This window comes from Flavobacterium sp. HSC-32F16 (genome assembly GCF_024171645.1).
Lineage (GTDB): Bacteria > Bacteroidota > Bacteroidia > Flavobacteriales > Flavobacteriaceae > Flavobacterium.
Genome location: NZ_JALKAC010000013.1, coordinates 1 through 17562, shown reverse-complemented (window position 1 = coordinate 17562; position 17562 = coordinate 1). Strand labels below are relative to the sequence as shown.

Below are 17562 nucleotides of genomic sequence, written 5' to 3'. Positions count from 1 at the left end.
ATTTTATGAGTTTTATCATAACTTTTTAATTTTAAAATAGTTATCTTTAAAAATCTATAATTTTAAATTCAGTTATCATGAAAAGAATGTATCATTACGCAACTGTCTCAAAGGCTTTAGATCAATTAAATGAAAAAGGATTTACGTGCGATTTTAATCGAAATGCAGATTTGATTAAAAAAAATCCTGAGAAGTTTGAAATTGTTCATGTGTATCGATACGAAGGGGAATCAGACCCAGCGGATGAGGCAGTTGTATACGGAATTAAGTCCACTAGCGGCAAAAAGGGCGTTTATGTAGCAGGTTTTTCCGCCGATTCAGATCAGGAAACAGCACAATTTTTATTTGCTTTAAGTATTAAAGGAAGGTAGTTTAATCCTATTCAGTTAAGTTTTATCATTTCGACGAAAATATTCTCTCGTCGAAATGATAAAATTAAAATTTACTTTTCAAATCCATTCTTGGAAGGATTCTAACTGTTTCATTTTCTGAAATAATCTGACAGAAAAAAATGTTTTTATTAGATTTATAACCTAACATTTTATCTATAACATCATCATATTTCTTCCCAATATTATTTTTTATAAGACTGTAGAGTTATCAAAATTGGTAATATTTAGAAATCTTATGAAATTCTTATTTTCAACTACCCCATTCTTAGCAACAACATCAAACAAAAAAACCTTTGTGTGCTTTGCATAAACCATAAGCCTCTTTCGGTTAAAATAACCACAAAAAAAAGTCCATTATTAAGGACTTTTAAAAACTTTATACTGTTGGTATTTTTAATTTCCAGCCTGGCTGAATTAAATCGGGGTTTGAAATAATATCTTTATTGGCTTCAAAAATATCCTGCCAGGAAACTCCATATGCCTTTCCTATTTTAGAAAGGGAATCACCTACTTCAACTGTATATTCTTTTGAAATATGCTCTTCAACTTCAATATTCATTACGACATCTGCAGAACGATAATCCGGATCAATTTTTCCGTAAGCGTTCCAAAGTTTTTCTTTATCTGCTGCAGATTTTGCTGTTCCATCAATATATAAAACATTATCCTGTTCTCTTACTTGCAAATTGGCGATTCCTAATTCGTCAGCCACATTTGTCAATTCTCTGTATTTATCTTGTAAACTCATAACAATTTATTTTATAATTAATTTGTTATCCACTTTTTTGGGTTTCAATTCCTGCAGACTCTGCATTAAAGGCTGTAGTTTGTCTCTTTTAATTTCTCCGGAAAGTGTAATTACACCACCCACAACTGTAACACTCACACCATCATAAGCATCTACAACTTTGTGTACTGATTTATCTAAATCAGCATCTGAATTAATTATAACAGCTGCTGCAGCAGGTTCTACATTTGGCTCAGGAATCTGGCAGTTATTGACAACTGTTTTAACTCCTTTTACTGATTTTACTGAACGTTCAATATTTTTTTTGAAAGTTTCGTCATCACATGTTCCAACGATAGTAGCAACACCTTCATGCACCGTTACATGTATTCCGGGCGTATCATTTAGTTTTGCACTTATTTCTTTCTCTATATCTGCGTCCTTAGCGGTGCAAGCCAGCAAAGAAAAAGCAAGTCCGGTTCCCAATAAAATTGATCTAATTTTCATAATACAATGTTTTAATAATTAACTATTTAAAATTAAATAGATTAACTGCCAAAACTTTATATGATGAACAAGCCGTTCTTATATCTTTTCCAGTAAAAATGAGGAGATTGTAAACTTATATTGTTCTGCTAAGTGTAGAAATGGTATTTTTTAATTCAGATTTCTAAGAGTTTTAAGATATTCCAATACTAAATCAGGAACTTTGTCAAATCCCTGCTGGTAAACATCTACAAAATACACTTCATTTTCCTGCATTCCGTTTTGGATGCCTTTTTTTGAAGCCTGAGTGTCATCTTTTCTAACAATCAAAATTTTGTAATAGTGTCGATTGTCTTTTAAAGTCAGCTCATTAAAATCAGACAATTTGGATCATTGTTGATGTTTTGTTGTCCAGTATCTGCTCCTAAGTAAGATTGAAATTCCCCAAAATCATAAAATGGATTATTACTATCGTAGTTACGATAGGTTTTTCTGTTTCCTTTTTCTAAAATAAATTCTTTGACTTTTTCAAAATTTTCTACTGAGAATTGGTTTGTAATTTTTAAGAAATTAGTTTCATTGGGAGTCATAGTTTGAGATATCGATTTTACAAAACTGAATAATACCAGTAAAACAATAATTGGTTTTGAATTACTTAAAGATTTCATGATTTATTATACAACTACAGTTTCAACCTCAACTGAAATTTTACTGTCTTTTAAAATCAAAATCAATTCTTTAACTTGAGCAATTGGCATTTTTACAGCTGTTTCTATTTCAGAATTCTGACAAGTTATAACTAAAACGGCTTCATTATCTTCTTCATAACCAACCGACTTAAATGAGTATTGAGGAAGAATTAATTCTATTTCTTTTTTAGCATCTTTAAACCAGCCGTAATTGGCTTCATAGACAATTTTATTGGGTAGGAAATCTATAATTTCTTCTCCGTATGTATTCCACAACGAAACTCGCAAAAGATAAAATCCTATAAGTCCAAATACACCAATCGCAATGAAATAACCTATGTGTAGTCCACTCCCGCTTGCGATGCTTAAAATAACTCCTAATATAGGAAAAACAAAAAACAAAAAAGCCAGAAGAAACATAATCAGCCGAATTATAAAAAGCGATTTTTTTACTTTTAAGTTTAGGGTATTAAATTCCAGATTGTATTGCTTCATATATAGATTTGTTTATTTTTTTTTTGAGTTACTTATTCATTTTCACTAAATCCGTTTTGTCTTAATACACTCAAAACATGTAATTTATAATCGAACCAGTGTACATCCTTTTTTAGTTTTAAATTGTCAATTTCTGCTAATAATTCTAATATTTTCATTACGCCTTCAAAACTATTTTCTTCATTTTCAATTATATCATTTATCTTCTTAGATGCTGTGAATTCAGGCAAATAAAATTCATTATTTTTTGAATTTGACTCAAAATAACTACACATCATCTGCATATTTTCAAAATGTTGTTGAGTATATTTTTTCATTATTTTTTGATTGGGAATAATTCTAATAATTTCTTTCCTTATTAATTATTTAGAAATCAAATCAAAAATGGTCTTTTGATTTAATCGCTTCGCCTGCAAAAATGGAATTCCGATAGGAAAACACCAGGCTGCGGCGAAATAAAAAAATTCAGAAATTTGGTCGTCATTTTGTAATAATTTGACTTTTTTACCAACAAAGTAACTGACGTAAATGTAACTGGCCAATACAATCAGTGTATATAAACTGCCAAGTGCTTCAAGAATAGTCCAAGTTGAATTTTCTAATAAAATCGGTTTTTTTGTGATGTCCATTTCTAAACCTAATATGAACCTAATTAAACCGTAAGAAAATAATATCCAAAACGAAATATTAAAATACTTTTTCTCTGAAACTTCTTTTTGTTCGATATGATATACGACTCCCCAAACCCAAATAAAATATACAATTCCTACTATAGTCGCCGAAATTAAAAGTAACGGAAAGATAAATTCGAAATTGGCAAAAAAGCCTATAAAAGTTATTATTCCCGTAATAATTGCGGAAACAAAAGGCAAAATAATAAATAACATTATGAAGGTTACAGGTTGTAAAGAAAGAATTTTAGAAGTAATTTTTTCCATTTCAAAAAGTAGTTAGTTTATTTAAATATGCTTTTGGTTTAGGCTAAAATAATGTTTTTTTGATTTGAAATGCTCGTGTTATAAATTTCAATTCATTTTAATTTCCATCTGATATTTAATTTCCTTTTTACTAAAATCAGGAACCATGTTTTTATCTGTTTTATAATATAGAACTTTGTTGTCAAAATAATTTTCTATTATTAAACCTACAATAGTATACCCTGAGTTTTTTTTAAAGAAATATCGAAGTTATTATTTCAACATAAAATATTACTTATCATTGTATTAAAAATTTAGTCTATGAAATTAAAATATATATTTTTATCTGCATTATTTTTTATTTACAACTATTCTTTTTCTTGTGATTGTAAACCAATTGACCGTAAAAATATGGTAGAAACAGGATTAAAGTATGAAATTGTATTTTATGGAGAAGTTATAAAAGCAGATTCAATAAACAGAATTTATACTTTTAGAATCATAGAACTCTTTAAAGGAAAATACAATTCTCAGTTCATTTCACAAAAGTATTCGGGTAATTGTTCTGATGTTCCATCTGTAAAACAACTTTGGATTGTTTATGCCAATTTTAATGACGATAAAACTATAGAAGTGAGTGGTTGTTCTCCAAGTACGGGATTTCAACCCTATGGAAGTGACTCTATGCCTTCCCCACCCGAAATCAAAATCTCTCAAAAGACAGATGATCAAATAAAAACATTGTCTTTTTATGTTTGGGACCTGAAATTTGAAAATCGAAATTTACAAGATTGGATTTATCAAATAGAGAAATTAAGAGCTTATAAAAAATCTCAAAATGAAATTTCAGAAAAAGAAAAGACCGAGGCAAAACTTGAAACATACAGCAGATATATCATCATTTCTTTGATTGTCAACATCGTATTATTTCTTAGTTTAATCTTTCTAATTTTTAAGAAAAAGAATTTCGCCAAATAAGCAAAATCGACTTTAAACAACGAAACAAAAGTCATATATTTGCTATCGAATAAAAAAGAATATGGAACAATTTGTAGTATCGGCTCGTAAATACCGCCCGCAGACCTTTAAGGATGTTGTGGGGCAGAAAGCCATTACCAACACTTTGTTGAATGCTATTGAAACCAATCACTTGGCTTCTGCTCTTTTATTTACTGGACCGCGTGGAGTTGGTAAAACTACCTGCGCACGTATTTTGGCACGAAAAATAAATCAGCCTGGATATGACGATCCAACTGAAGATTTTGCCTTTAACGTTTTTGAGCTGGATGCAGCTTCAAATAACTCCGTTGATGATATTCGAAGCCTTATCGATCAGGTTCGAATCCCGCCGCAAACCGGACAATATAAAGTGTATATTATTGACGAGGTTCATATGTTGTCTTCGGCTGCTTTTAATGCTTTTCTTAAAACATTAGAAGAACCGCCAAAACATGCTATTTTTATTTTAGCAACAACAGAAAAACACAAAATCCTTCCAACGATTTTATCCCGCTGTCAGATTTTTGATTTTAAACGAATTACAGTTAAAGATGCTAAAGAACATTTAGCAGATGTTGCTGAAAGTCAAGGAATCAACTTTGAAGACGATGCACTGCACATTATTGCTCAAAAAGCAGACGGCGCCATGCGTGATGCCTTATCTATTTTTGACCGTGTAGTTTCGTATTGCGGTACTAATTTGACACGTCAGGCCGTAACTGAAAATCTGAATGTTTTAGATTATGAAACCTATATTACGGTTACTGATTTAATTCTTGAAAATAAAATCCCGGATCTTTTAATTGCATACAATGATATTCTTGCGAAAGGTTTTGACGGACATCATTTCATTGCCGGATTAGCATCTCATTTTAGAGATTTGTTAGTCAGTAAAACTCCTGCAACTATCGCTTTATTAGAAGTTGGAGAACAAGCACAGCAAATGTACGGCGTTCAATCGCAAAAATGTTCTCAGGAATTTTTACTTAAAGGAATTGACATTGCAAACGACTGCGATTTAAAATATAAGCTGAGTCAAAATCAGCGTCTATTAGTTGAATTATGTTTGATGCAATTGGCCTCTATCAACTTTGATGGAGAAAAAAAAAAGTTGAGCAATTCATAATTCCACCCACTTATTATAAAGATGGAAGTTTCTCCATTGTTGAAGTCCAAAGTCAAAAGCCGAAAGTTGAAAATCAACCTGAAACTTCAAAAAAAGAAGAAAATAGCAGCAGCAATGATAAACCTGCTGTAAATACTACAACGCAAACTCCTGTTGTAGAAATACCAAAAGTTGAAACTCCTGTAGCTCCAAGAGCTGAAATAGGCGGTGAACCAAAAGTTTCTGCATTTTCTTTAGCGAGTATTCGCAAGAAAAAAGAATTGGAGGCAAGTACAAAATCTTACGTTAAACCGACTTCTGTTTTACCAACAGAGGAATTTAACGAAACAGATATGCTTTTGCACTGGAACAAATATGCGGAACGTTTAGGTCAAAAAGGTCTTAAGATCATGGAGTCTATACTGCTGATTAATGATCCTGTTTTAAACGGAACTAATATTACTTACGAACTGCCAAACGAAGGTTCTAAATTAGATTTTGAAAGTCAGGTTAATGGATTATTAGGCTATTTAAAAGGTCATTTGCATAATCATGATATAACAATTGACGTGATTGTAAACGAAACGATTGAATCCAAAAGGAGCTACAATGACCAGGACCGTTACAACAGATTATTAGAAATCAACCCAAACATTGAACTTTTGCGTTCTACATTTGGCTTAGATCTTCATACTTAATTTTTTTTTCGCCACGAATTACACTGATTTCCAATAATTTATTTACGGAAAATCTTTAAAATAATTTGCAAAAATCAGTGTAATTCACAGCAGAAAATTATTTATTTTTCAAACCAAATTTATAGATTTTTTCCAGCCATTTTGTTCTTTGTAAATCGCCTGAACTCTTTATGATCCCTATATAACTTACCTTTACAGGTTTTACACCGCAGAATTCTAATGTTGATTTCTTTAATTGATTTACACTTGGCCTTCCAAAAAACAATCTGTAATACCAGCCCGGCTGATCAAGAGTTGTAATAATATGTGCGGTTTTCCCTTTTAGTAATTTATCCCACCAAACTGAATTTCCCCTGTATTGAAATGCCATTCCGGGCAAAAATAATCTATCAATAAAACCTTTAGTAATTGCCGGCAGTCCGCCCCACCAAACAGGATGTACCCAAACTAAATGATTGGCTTTTTTTATTTTTTCCCATGATTCTAATAAATCAGGTTCTAATTCGGTACGTTTCTGGTAGCCAAACTTTAAATTGGGATTAAAATTTAGAGAAGCAATTGTAATAATTTCTACAATAGCTCCCGAAGCAAGAGCTCCTTTTTTATATTCGTCGGCAATGGCAAAATTAAAACTGTCAGAATTTGGATGTCCGTTTATAATCAGTATTTTTTTCATGTTTTTCTTTTTTCAAAAATACTATTCGCCTTATTTATTTTAACAGACAAATGTCCTGAAAACTACTAAGTTTTATTTCTCGCAAAGATTTAACAAATTAGGCGGATTTATATTTCGAGAATATTTTAAAAAGAGATCAGCCTAATCTGCTAAATCTGTGAGAAACAAAAAATCAAACAATTGCTTTTCTAATTCGGCTTAAATGTCTTGGAGTTACTCCTAAATAAGAAGCCAGATATTGAAGTGGAATTAACTGCAGATACTTTTGATGATTTTTATACAGTTCCTCATACCGCTGAGAGCTGGATAATTTTTGAAATGAAACCATTCTTTTTTGCAGGTTTACAAATTCAATTTCAGTCAATTTTCTTCCGGTTTCCTGCCAGTTATATCCTGATTTATAAAGTTTTTCTAAAGCTTTTCGGTCTAAAACCTGCAATTTGGTATCGACCAGAGCCTGAACATTTTCTTCTGCTTTTTCCTGTGTTATAAAGCTGGCGAATGAGGCCATTAATTCATTTTCGAAAGCAAAACAATTGGTGATTTCATCTTCTTTATGATTATAAAAAAAAGAGCGCAGTATACCGCTTTCAATAAACACAATTTCATTACAAACCTGGTTTTCAGTCAATAAAAATTCTCCTTTTTTAAGAGTTCGAAATGTTATCAAATCATCTAAAAGAGACAATTCTTCTTCAGAGAAATCTTGTATGGACTCAAAAACTGATTTCATTATAAATATTATTTAAAAAAAGTTTGCCACAAATTACACGAATTTATACTAATTTCTCTTCTTATTGTTAAGAATGATTTGTATAAATTCTCGTAATTCGTGGCAAATAAATATTCTAATATTAAATTTTACCGTAATACATTGCTTTAACGATACCATCTGAAAGTCCGATTTTTGGAACATAAATCTGTCGCGCTCCACTCCATTTCATTGCATTTAGATAAATGCGTGTGGCGTGGATAATTACATCGGCACGGTCAGAGTTTAAACCTAATTCGGCGATTCTTTGTTCGTAAGTCAGTGAATTTAAAAAGGCATATTGTGAATTGATATAAATGTACGAAAGTGGTTTTTCCTGTTGTTTTCCGGACATTTTAAACAATTTATTGATATTACCTCCAGATCCAATCAGTGTAACCTCATCATAATCTGCTGTGTTGGTTTTAATCCATTTTTCGATTTCATCCCACACTACATCGTGAACCATATTATTTAATAAACGTACGGTTCCAGCTTTGAATGATCTTGAATTGATCATTTTTCCGTCAGAAAACAAAGTAAATTCGGTACTTCCACCGCCCACATCTACAAAAAGATAGGTTTCATCTGTTTTTAATAAATGATGTAAATCTGTTGAAGCGATAATAGCAGCTTCTTTTTTGCCATCAATAATTTCAATCTTTATATCGGCTTTTTTCTTTATTAAAGCCACCACTTCTTTTGCATTATAAGCTTCACGCATTGCCGAGGTTGCAAATGCCATATAACGCTCTACTTTATGTACTTTCATCAAAAGGTTAAATGCTTTCATGGCATCAACCATCCGGTCTATATTTTCTTCTGAAATTTCACCTACTGTAAAGGCATCCTGCCCTAAACGGATTGGAACTCGAACAAGTGAACTTTTGTTAAACTGAGGTTCTTTTCCATCTTGTTCGACAACATTGGATATTAGGAGCCTCATGGCGTTTGAACCTATATCTATTGCTGCAAATTTCTTTATATTAATCATGCTCACTATATGATTTTTTGTAATTGAATTATAATTATTTAGTTTACTTTTTGAGGAACCGCTTCTAGTACCACAATTTTGTTTTGATAATATTTGTAGGTTTCAAATTGTGCTCTAAATGGGGCATGATGATTTCTAGGTTTGTATTTATTATCTAATTTATAGGAATGATATCTTACTTTTACATTTCCTTTCCAGGCAATATTGAAATTATCGATTAGTTCTTTTTTAATTTCAAGATCATAAACCGGACAGGTAACTTCTACTCTTCCGTCAAGATTGCGTGTCATGAAATCGGCTGAAGAAATGTATACTTCGTTTAGGCCTGCGTTTCCAAAAATGTATATTCTGGAGTGTTCCAGATAATTATCGACAATACTTATGGCTTCTATGTTTTCGCTCATTCCCGGAATTCCCGGAATCAACGAGCAGATTCCTCTTACCTGAAGCTGAATTTTTACTCCGGCATTACTTGCTTCGTATAACTTGTCGATCATTTTAAAATCAGATAAACTATTCATTTTTAATTTAATGAATGTTTTTCTTCCGGCTAATGCATGAAGAATTTCACGATCGATCAGTTTTACAAATTTTGTTCTTGTATAATGCGGTGATACAATTAGATGCTTGTATCTGTGTACTCTATAATTTATATCGAAGAATTCGAATATTTTTGAAATATCTTTTAAAATTCCTTGATGGCAGGTAAAAAGGGTGACATCTGTATAAATTTTAGCGGTCGATTCGTTGAAGTTTCCTGTCGAAATAAATCCGTAACGACGATTTTTTCCTTCTTCGGTTCTTTCGATTACACAAATTTTACTATGTACTTTTAAACCTTTTATTCCAAAAATAAGTTCAATTCCTTCGGTCTGCATCTGTTCAGCGTAGGAAATATTCGAAGCTTCATCAAAACGCGCCTGAAGTTCGATTTGTACTACTACTCGTTTTCCGTTTTTTGCTGCATTAATTAACGAACTGATAATCTGAGAATTTTTTGCCAGACGATACAATGTAATTTTGATACTGGTAACTTTTGGGTCTAAAGCGGCTTCACGCAAAAATTTAGTCAGATATGAAAATGACTGATACGGTGCGTGTAGTAAATAATCTTTTTTATTAATTTTTTCCAAAATACTTCCGTCAAGGCTCAAGCCCGGAACTGGCAAAGGTTCATTGGGTTTGTATAATAAGTCGTAACGTCCTAAGTTTGGAAAACTCATATAATCACGACGATTATGATATCTTCCTCCCGGAATTATACTATCGGTTTCAACTATTTTCATTTTATCTAAGAAGAAACGCAAAGTATCATCTTCAATTAAACTATCATAAATAAAACGAACAGGTTCTCCAATTCGGCGGTCTTTTACAGAAGTAGCAATTTTTTCGAGCATACTTTTACTCAAATCGCTGTCGATATCTAATTGTGCATCGCGCGTAATTTTGATCATGTGCGCCGAAACCGTTTTGTAATCGAATATATTGAAGATGTTTTTTAGTTTAAGCCGAATTACATCATCAATTAAAATTACATATTGTTTATCATCTTCTGAAGGAAGCACCACAAATCTGTTGATTGTTTTAGGAATTTCAATAACAGCATATCGAACTTTATCATTATTAAGTTCTAATCGTACTGCTAAATATCCCAGCGTATCTTTTAATACTGGAAATTCGGCAAGATCATTTAAGATAATGGTCACTAATTCCGGACTTAATTTTTGCATGAAAAAGTCCTTTAAAAAGCATTCCTGTTTTGGTGTTACCTGATCTTCATTAATAATAAAGATGTTTTCGGCTTCTAATTCGCTTTCAATATTACCTAAAATACGTAAACTTTCGGACTGCTGCTGAATTACAATTTCTGTAATATCTTTAATCAATTGATGTGCAGAAACACCTCCCAGATATTTTTCGCCGGAAATACCGGAAAGACTCAATCTTCGAATTGCCGCATATCGAACTCTAAAAAACTCATCTAAGTTGTTTGAAAAAATTCCAACAAAACGCAGTCTGTCTAAAAGAGGAACGGTATTATCTGCCGCTTCCTGAAGTACTCTTGCATTAAACGCTAACCAGCTTTTTTCTCTATCGATATATTTCTGTTCGTACACTGTATTTATTTTAAGTCTTTGGGGAATATAGTTTTATTGGTTTTGCCTTTATTTATTGTGTCCCAGCTGTCTGAATCGAATTGAAGTGATACAAATCCGGAAGTTGGCACATTATCAATAAAAACATCTCCAAATTTATTAACAAAATTTGTAATAGCCTCGTTATGTCCAAAAAGAATAACGCTTTCGAAACTATTATCACATGATTTAATAACCTTTTCGAGTTGTCTTTCATCAAAAGTATACAAATCATCTCTGTAAACAATGCTTTCTATTGGATACGAAATGTTTTGGGCAAAAATTAAAGCCGTTTCTGAGGCACGTGCAGCGGTACTGCTCCATACGATATAAGTTTTAGGAAGATATTTTGAAATATGTGTAGATACTTCATGCGCATCTAAAATCCCTCTTTTTTGTAAAGGTCTGTCGAAATCTTTTAAAGGAGCTTCCCAACTAGATTTTGCATGTCGTATTAAAATTAAATTTTTCATAAGCAAGGTTTAAAAAACCGCAAAAACCGCTGCGATTTTATTGAAGTTCTAATTTACAAAAGATATTTTAATAGTTCTCTTTTTTTTAATTCTGTTAACACTAAAGCTAATATTTAACAAGTATAAATTATCCTTAAATCTTTAACAATCCTAAAATTAAAATTTATTAATTTTTAAAAGAATGTACTTCATCTGCCAAAATATACAGTTAGTCGATTTTTTACAAATCAACAATAAATTAACTAAATATTTGATTTTTAATCATTTAGACAAAAACAAATCTTGCGATTTTAATTAAAAATGAAAGAAAAATCAATCTTAAATTTTTATCAAATCAGTTAAAAAATTATTTTTTTGAGTCAAATTTTGATAAAAAAAGAGTAGTTAAACGAGTTTTTAGGTTAGTTGCAGATAAAAGAATTTAATTAGAAAAACTCTAATATAATTTTGATTCTGTTAAAATATCGCGAATAAGCGAAAACAAAATCCTAATATATGAGAACTAAATCTACTCTAAAAGAAGTAGGGAAATTGATTAAAAGTTGTAAGTATATTTTCCTATTTCAAAAAAACAATCAGAATGAATTTTTTACGAAAACCAGATTAAAATCTTCTTTGATTTTAATCTTGAGTTTAACGTTCTATTGTTCTACAGTTATTGCTCAGGAAATTCCTGTGCGTGTTGGAAATACTTTACCTGGTGGCAAAGTAACATCTAAAACAACATCAAAGACTGCCGAGGTAAGCGCACTGGCTGCTGTTGCAGGTTCCATTGATGTTGCTAATCCATCTGCTGGTTACAACAGCTACACTGCCGATCAATTGGTTCGAAATGTTTTAACCTCAGGGTGTTTAACGATTAGTAATGTGCGCTTTGGGTATTACAAAAGAAACAATAACAACACCTGGACGTGGAACAACCACGTATGGTCATCAACAGCCGGGAACCGTCAGTTAGGGTATTACAGTAAAGGAACTTCTACTTTTCCTATTGATGAAGGTCTTCTTTTATCTACCGGAAAAATCAGCTCTGCCATGGGACCTAACACGTACACGAACAGATCTGATGAAATGGTAGATGATGCAAGTGATCCGGATTTAACTACTATTTCTGGCAGAACTATGCATGATGCATCGATACTTGAATTTGATTTTGTTCCCGATGGAAATCTGGTTGAGTTTAAATTTGTTTTTGCATCTGAAGAATATCTGGAATATGTTCATACCAACTACAATGATGCTTTTGGGTTCTTTTTAAGCGGATTTGGAATAACTGGTGCTTATACTAATAATGCCATAAATCTTGCTCAGCTTCCAAATGGCGATGCTGTAACGATTAACAACATTCACTCCGCAGGAACAAATGTTGATGGCAACTCTTTTCCAAATCACAATGTCGCTTATTATTCAAATAATCCATCGGGCTCTGCAACAATGGAATTTGATGGATCAACAGTAGTTTTGACTGCGACATATGCTGTTACTCCCGGAAAAAATTATAAAATAAAAATGGCTATAGCCGATGCATCAGATCAAAAATGGGATGCGGGTGTATTTTTGAAAGCTAAAAGTTTTGCCACAAATACGCTGGTAATTACTAATCCGGCTCCAATATGTGCTAACGGAACTACAAACATTACTTTGCCTGCCATCACTGCTGGAAGTACGGCTGGTTTAACTTACAGTTACTGGAAAGATGCTGCCGCAACGATTCCGTATACAACACCAACTGCTGCAACTGCTGGAACTTATTACATTAAAGGGCTGAATTCTCAATCCGGATGTTATGATATTAAACCGGTGGTTGTGAGCCAGACCACTATTGTTATTACAGAAACAACTGCTTCGCATATAGACGTAAAATGCAAAGGGACCTCAACAGGATCTGCTGTTGTTACGGCTTCTGGCGGAACTGCTCCGTATACCTATTCATGGAACACAACTCCGGTTCAAACTACTGCAACATCCAGCAATTTAGCTGCGGGAACTTATACAGTTACCGTGACTGATTCAAAAGGATGCAGTAACACTAAACAAGTAGTTATAACAGAACCTTCAGCTGTTTTATCGGCAACGACTTCACAAAGTAATATAACTTGTTTTGGAGGTGCAACGGGTTCTGCAGCAGTAACAGTTTCTGGCGGTACTGGCGCATACACCTATTCTTGGAATACATCTCCGGTGCAAACTACAGCAACTGCCTCTAACTTAACAGTGGGAACTTATATTGTTACTATTAAAGATGCTAATCTTTGTACACTGACAAAAACGTTTACTATTACACAGCCAACAGCTGCTTTAGTTTTAGGAGTTTCTTCTAAAACTGATATTTCTTGTTTTGGAGCAAACACTGGAAATGTGACAGCTGGTACAGTGACAAACGCGGTAGGTACGGTAACGTATTCATGGAAAAACGCATCAAATCTTTCTGTTGGAAATTCGGCTTCAGTTTCGAATTTACCTGCAGGAACTTATACTTTAACGGTTACTGATAGCTGTTCAAGCCAGTCCAACTCGGTTACAATTATGCAGCCGAGTGCGGCACTGGCCCTTGGAACTTCATCTAAAACAAATATTTCTTGTTTTGGAGCAAGCACAGGAACGGTAACAGCAGGCACAGTAACAAATGCCATGGGAACTGTAACCTATTCTTGGAAAAATGCTTCAAACGTTTCAGTAGGAAATACAGCTTCGGTTTCGAATTTACCTGCGGGAACTTATACTTTGACCGTTTCTGATAATTGTTCTTCTCAAACTAATTTGGTTACAATTACGCAGCCAACAGCTGCTTTAGCTTTGGGAACTTCTTCTAAAACGGATGTTTCTTGTTTTGGAGCAAGCACAGGAACGGTAACTGCAGGCGCAGTAACTAATGCCGTAGGAACTGTAACCTATTCTTGGAAAAATGCTTCAAACGTTTCAGTAGGAAATACAGCTTCGGTTTCTAATTTACCTGCAGGAACTTATACTTTGACTGTTTCTGATAATTGTTCTACACAAACTAATTTGGTTACAATTACGCAGCCAACAGCTGCTTTAGCTTTGGGAACTTCTTCTAAAACGGATGTTTCTTGTTTTGGAGCAAGCACAGGGACGGTAACTGCAGGCGCAGTAACTAATGCTGTAGGAACAGTAACCTATTCTTGGAAAAACGCTTCAAACGTTTCAGTAGGAAATACAGCTTCGGTTTCAAATCTGCCTGCGGGAACTTATACTTTGACGGTTTCTGATAATTGTTCTTCTCAAACTAATTTGGTTACAATTTCTCAGCCAACAGCTGCTTTAGCTTTGGGAACTTCTTCTAAAACGGATGTTTCTTGTTTTGGAGCAAGCACAGGAACGGTAACTGCAGGCATAGTAACTAATGCTGTAGGAACAGTAACGTATTCTTGGAAAAATGCTTCAAACGTTTCAGTAGGAAATTCGGCTTCGGTTTCGAATTTACCTGCGGGAACTTATACTTTGACGGTTACTGACAGCTGTTCTTCTCAAACTAATTTGGTTACAATTACGCAGCCAACAGCTGCTTTAGCTTTGGGCACTTCTTCTAAAACGGATGTTTTTTGTTTTGGAGCAAACACAGGAACGGTAACAGCAGGCACAGTGACTAATGCCGTGGGAACTGTAACCTATTCTTGGAAAAATGCTTCAAACGTTTCAGTAGGAAATACAGCTTCGGTTTCGAATTTACCTGCAGGAACTTATACTTTGACCGTTTCTGATAATTGTTCTACACAAACTAATTTGGTTACAATTACGCAGCCAACAGCTGCTTTAGCTTTGGGAACTTCTTCTAAAACGGACGTTTCTTGTTTTGGAGCAAACACAGGAACGGTAACTGCAGGCACAGTGACTAATGCCGTGGGAACTGTAACCTATTCTTGGAAAAATGCTTCAAACGTTTCAGTAGGAAATACGGCTTCGGTTTCGAATTTACCTGCGGGAACTTATACTTTGACTGTTTCTGATAATTGTTCTTCTCAAACTAATTTGGTTACTATCAGCCAGCCAAATACAGCTTTGTCTTGTTCTATAACACAAAATAAAGCAGTAACAGCAAATGGTTTAAGCAATGGCGAAGCAACAGTAACGCCAATTGGCGGTACAGCGAATTACACTTATTTATGGGATAATAATGAAACTACTCAAAAAGCAATAGCATTAAATGCCGGATTACATACAGTTACAGTTACAGATTCAAAAGGATGTACAACTACTTGTTCTATAACTATTACACAACCTAATGTTTTATCTTGCAGTATTACTCAAGAGAGCGCTGTAAAATGTTATGGAGGCAATACAGGAAAAGCAACTGTAACAGCAATTGGCGGTAATGGCGATTACACTTATTTATGGGATAATAACGAAATAACACCTCAAGCTGCAACTTTAACAGCCGGATTGCATACTGTTACTGTTACTGATAAATTAGGCTACACTACAACCTGCAGTGTTACTATTGGTCAGCCTCAACAAGCATTAAGTGCCACAACAACTCAAATTGATGTTGTTTGCGGCGGAAAAGCAACTGGATCAGCAACTGTAATTGTTTCCGGAGGAACTAGTCCATACACTTATTCATGGAATACAATTCCGGTTCAGACATCAGCAACTGCGAATTCTTTGACTGCGGGAACTTATACTGTTTTTGTAACAGATAGTAATTCTTGTACAATGACAAAATCAGTTACAATACTTGATGGGGATTCTATTAATCCAGTAGTTAATCCGCTGCCGGAAACTTCAACAATTAATTGTCCGGCAGAACCTGTTTTTGCTACAGCAACTGCTACAGATAATAACGGTACTATAACATCTCTTACTTATGAAGATACAATTACTCCCGGAAACTGTACTGGCTCTTATACTAAAACAAGAACATGGACGGCAAAAGATCCTTGCGGCAATACTTCGCTTCCGGTAAGTCAGACTATTATTGTTCAAGACAATACAGCACCAACCTGGACAACTCAAACGGGTTCTTTAAACCAAACTATCGAATGCAGCAATCAAGAAGCTTTGACTTCGGCGCAAGCCTTATTCCCAACTGCTTCTGATTTTTGTGATGCCGATGTCGCCAATATTACAAAAGTAAGCGGTCAGTTTATAGCTTCACAAGTTTGCGGAAATGCCGGAACTTACACGAATACCTGGACGGTTAAAGATGACTGTGGTAATACTTCTGAGACTTTCACGCAAGTGATTACAATTCAAGATACAACATCGCCGACTTGGACAACTCAGGCGGGTTCTTTAAACCAAACTATCGAATGCAGCAATCAAGAAGCTTTGACTTCGGCGCAAGCCTTATTCCCAACTGCTTCCGATTCTTGTGATACCGATGTAACCAATATTACAAAAGTAAGCGGTCAGTTTATGGCTTCACAAGGTTGCGGAAATGCCGGAACTTATACGAATACCTGGACAGTTAAAGACGATTGCGGTAATACTTCTGATACTTTCATACAGGTAATTACAATTCAGGATACAACATCTCCGACTTGGTCAATTCAGGCGGGTTCTTTAAACCAAACTATCGAATGCAGCAATCAAGAAGCTTTGACTTCGGCGCAAGCCTTATTCCCAACTGCTTCCGATTCTTGTGATACCGATGTAACCAATATTACAAAAGTAAGCGGTCAGTTTGTGGCTTCACAAAGTTGCGGAAACGCCGGAACTTATACCAATACCTGGACGGTTAAAGATGACTGCGGTAATACTTCTGATACTTTCACGCAAGTGATTACAATTCAAGATACAACATCGCCGACTTGGTCAACTCAGGCTGGTTCTTTAAACCAAACAATCGAATGCAGCAATCAAGAAGCTTTGACTTCGGCGCAAGCCTTATTTCCAACTGCTTCAGATTCTTGTGATGCCGATGTCGCCAATATTACAAAAGTAAACGGTCAGTTTGTGGCTTCACAAAGTTGCGGAAATGCCGGAACTTACACGAATACCTGGACGGTTAAAGATGACTGCGGTAATACTTCTGATACTTTCACGCAAGTGATTACAATTCAAG

Annotated in this window: 18 protein-coding genes; 5 read left to right on the top strand and 13 right to left on the bottom strand. The window is 34.1% G+C overall.

Annotated features, from left to right (window positions below):
• Positions 1-77 precede the first annotated feature (77 nt).
• Positions 78-371, top strand: a complete 294-nt coding sequence (locus L1276_RS24515; RefSeq protein ID WP_253792477.1) for a hypothetical protein — start codon at positions 78-80, stop codon at positions 369-371.
• Between the two features lie 397 nt (positions 372-768).
• Here L1276_RS24515 and L1276_RS24510 read toward each other — a convergent pair whose 3' ends face one another.
• The 7 genes from L1276_RS24510 to L1276_RS24480 all read right to left on the bottom strand — a co-directional run bounded on the left by L1276_RS24510 (position 769) and on the right by L1276_RS24480 (position 3727).
• On the bottom strand, positions 769-1140 hold the full coding sequence (locus tag L1276_RS24510) for a LysM peptidoglycan-binding domain-containing protein (RefSeq protein ID WP_253792475.1): 372 nt from the start codon (positions 1138-1140) through the stop codon (positions 769-771).
• A gap of 6 nt (positions 1141-1146) precedes the next feature.
• The gene (locus L1276_RS24505) at positions 1147-1626 is read right to left on the bottom strand and encodes a BON domain-containing protein (RefSeq protein WP_253792473.1); all 480 of its coding nucleotides are present in this window, start codon (positions 1624-1626) and stop codon (positions 1147-1149) included.
• A 150-nt stretch (positions 1627-1776) separates the two neighbouring features.
• Positions 1777-1989 carry a hypothetical protein gene (locus tag L1276_RS24500; protein WP_253792471.1) on the bottom strand — a complete coding sequence of 71 codons (213 nt, stop codon included), beginning with the start codon at positions 1987-1989 and terminating at the stop codon, positions 1777-1779.
• Positions 1968-2273 carry a hypothetical protein gene (locus L1276_RS24495; protein ID WP_253792469.1) on the bottom strand — a complete coding sequence of 102 codons (306 nt, stop codon included), beginning with the start codon at positions 2271-2273 and terminating at the stop codon, positions 1968-1970. The genes L1276_RS24500 and L1276_RS24495 overlap by 22 nt, the downstream gene beginning before the upstream one ends.
• A 6-nt stretch (positions 2274-2279) precedes the next feature.
• A complete protein-coding gene (locus L1276_RS24490; RefSeq protein WP_253792467.1) occupies positions 2280-2789 on the bottom strand; it encodes a hypothetical protein in 510 nt (169 codons plus the stop codon).
• A 32-nt stretch (positions 2790-2821) separates the two neighbouring features.
• Positions 2822-3106: a hypothetical protein gene (locus L1276_RS24485; RefSeq protein WP_253792465.1), complete on the bottom strand. Its 285-nt coding sequence runs from the start codon at positions 3104-3106 to the stop codon at positions 2822-2824.
• A 45-nt stretch (positions 3107-3151) separates the two neighbouring features.
• A complete protein-coding gene (locus L1276_RS24480) occupies positions 3152-3727 on the bottom strand; it encodes a hypothetical protein (protein ID WP_253792463.1) in 576 nt (191 codons plus the stop codon).
• 300 nt (positions 3728-4027) lie between these two features.
• Here L1276_RS24480 and L1276_RS24475 point away from each other — a divergent pair, with 300 nt between their 5' ends.
• Together L1276_RS24475 and dnaX are read left to right on the top strand one after the other, a co-directional pair.
• Positions 4028-4684 (top strand): hypothetical protein, encoded by a 657-nt coding sequence (locus tag L1276_RS24475; RefSeq protein ID WP_253792461.1) that lies wholly within the window; start codon positions 4028-4030, stop codon positions 4682-4684.
• A gap of 61 nt (positions 4685-4745) precedes the next feature.
• The gene (gene dnaX / locus L1276_RS24470) at positions 4746-5831 is read left to right on the top strand and encodes a DNA polymerase III subunit gamma/tau (protein ID WP_253792459.1); all 1086 of its coding nucleotides are present in this window, start codon (positions 4746-4748) and stop codon (positions 5829-5831) included.
• 73 nt (positions 5832-5904) lie between these two features.
• Here dnaX and L1276_RS24465 read toward each other — a convergent pair whose 3' ends face one another.
• Positions 5905-6081: a hypothetical protein gene (locus tag L1276_RS24465; RefSeq protein WP_253792457.1), complete on the bottom strand. Its 177-nt coding sequence runs from the start codon at positions 6079-6081 to the stop codon at positions 5905-5907.
• A gap of 10 nt (positions 6082-6091) precedes the next feature.
• Between L1276_RS24465 and L1276_RS24460 the strand changes: the two genes are divergently transcribed.
• A complete protein-coding gene (locus tag L1276_RS24460; RefSeq protein WP_253792456.1) occupies positions 6092-6508 on the top strand; it encodes a DNA polymerase III subunit gamma/tau in 417 nt (138 codons plus the stop codon).
• 97 nt (positions 6509-6605) lie between these two features.
• On the opposite strand, the gene L1276_RS24455 is transcribed toward L1276_RS24460, so the two are convergent.
• The 5 genes from L1276_RS24455 to L1276_RS24435 all read right to left on the bottom strand — a co-directional run bounded on the left by L1276_RS24455 (position 6606) and on the right by L1276_RS24435 (position 11537).
• Positions 6606-7184 (bottom strand): NAD(P)H-dependent oxidoreductase, encoded by a 579-nt coding sequence (locus L1276_RS24455; RefSeq protein WP_253792454.1) that lies wholly within the window; start codon positions 7182-7184, stop codon positions 6606-6608.
• A gap of 172 nt (positions 7185-7356) precedes the next feature.
• Positions 7357-7917: a Crp/Fnr family transcriptional regulator gene (locus tag L1276_RS24450; RefSeq protein WP_253792452.1), complete on the bottom strand. Its 561-nt coding sequence runs from the start codon at positions 7915-7917 to the stop codon at positions 7357-7359.
• 121 nt (positions 7918-8038) lie between these two features.
• Complete coding sequence (locus L1276_RS24445) at positions 8039-8929, bottom strand: Ppx/GppA phosphatase family protein (protein WP_253792450.1); 891 nt, start codon at positions 8927-8929, stop codon at positions 8039-8041.
• A 38-nt stretch (positions 8930-8967) separates the two neighbouring features.
• On the bottom strand, positions 8968-11046 hold the full coding sequence (gene ppk1, locus L1276_RS24440) for a polyphosphate kinase 1 (protein ID WP_253792448.1): 2079 nt from the start codon (positions 11044-11046) through the stop codon (positions 8968-8970).
• 5 nt (positions 11047-11051) lie between these two features.
• On the bottom strand, positions 11052-11537 hold the full coding sequence (locus L1276_RS24435; protein WP_253792447.1) for a histidine phosphatase family protein: 486 nt from the start codon (positions 11535-11537) through the stop codon (positions 11052-11054).
• A gap of 495 nt (positions 11538-12032) precedes the next feature.
• Here L1276_RS24435 and L1276_RS24430 point away from each other — a divergent pair.
• Positions 12033-17562, top strand: a 5530-nt coding sequence (locus L1276_RS24430; RefSeq protein ID WP_253792445.1) for a choice-of-anchor L domain-containing protein, incomplete at its 3' end; no start/stop codon positions are given.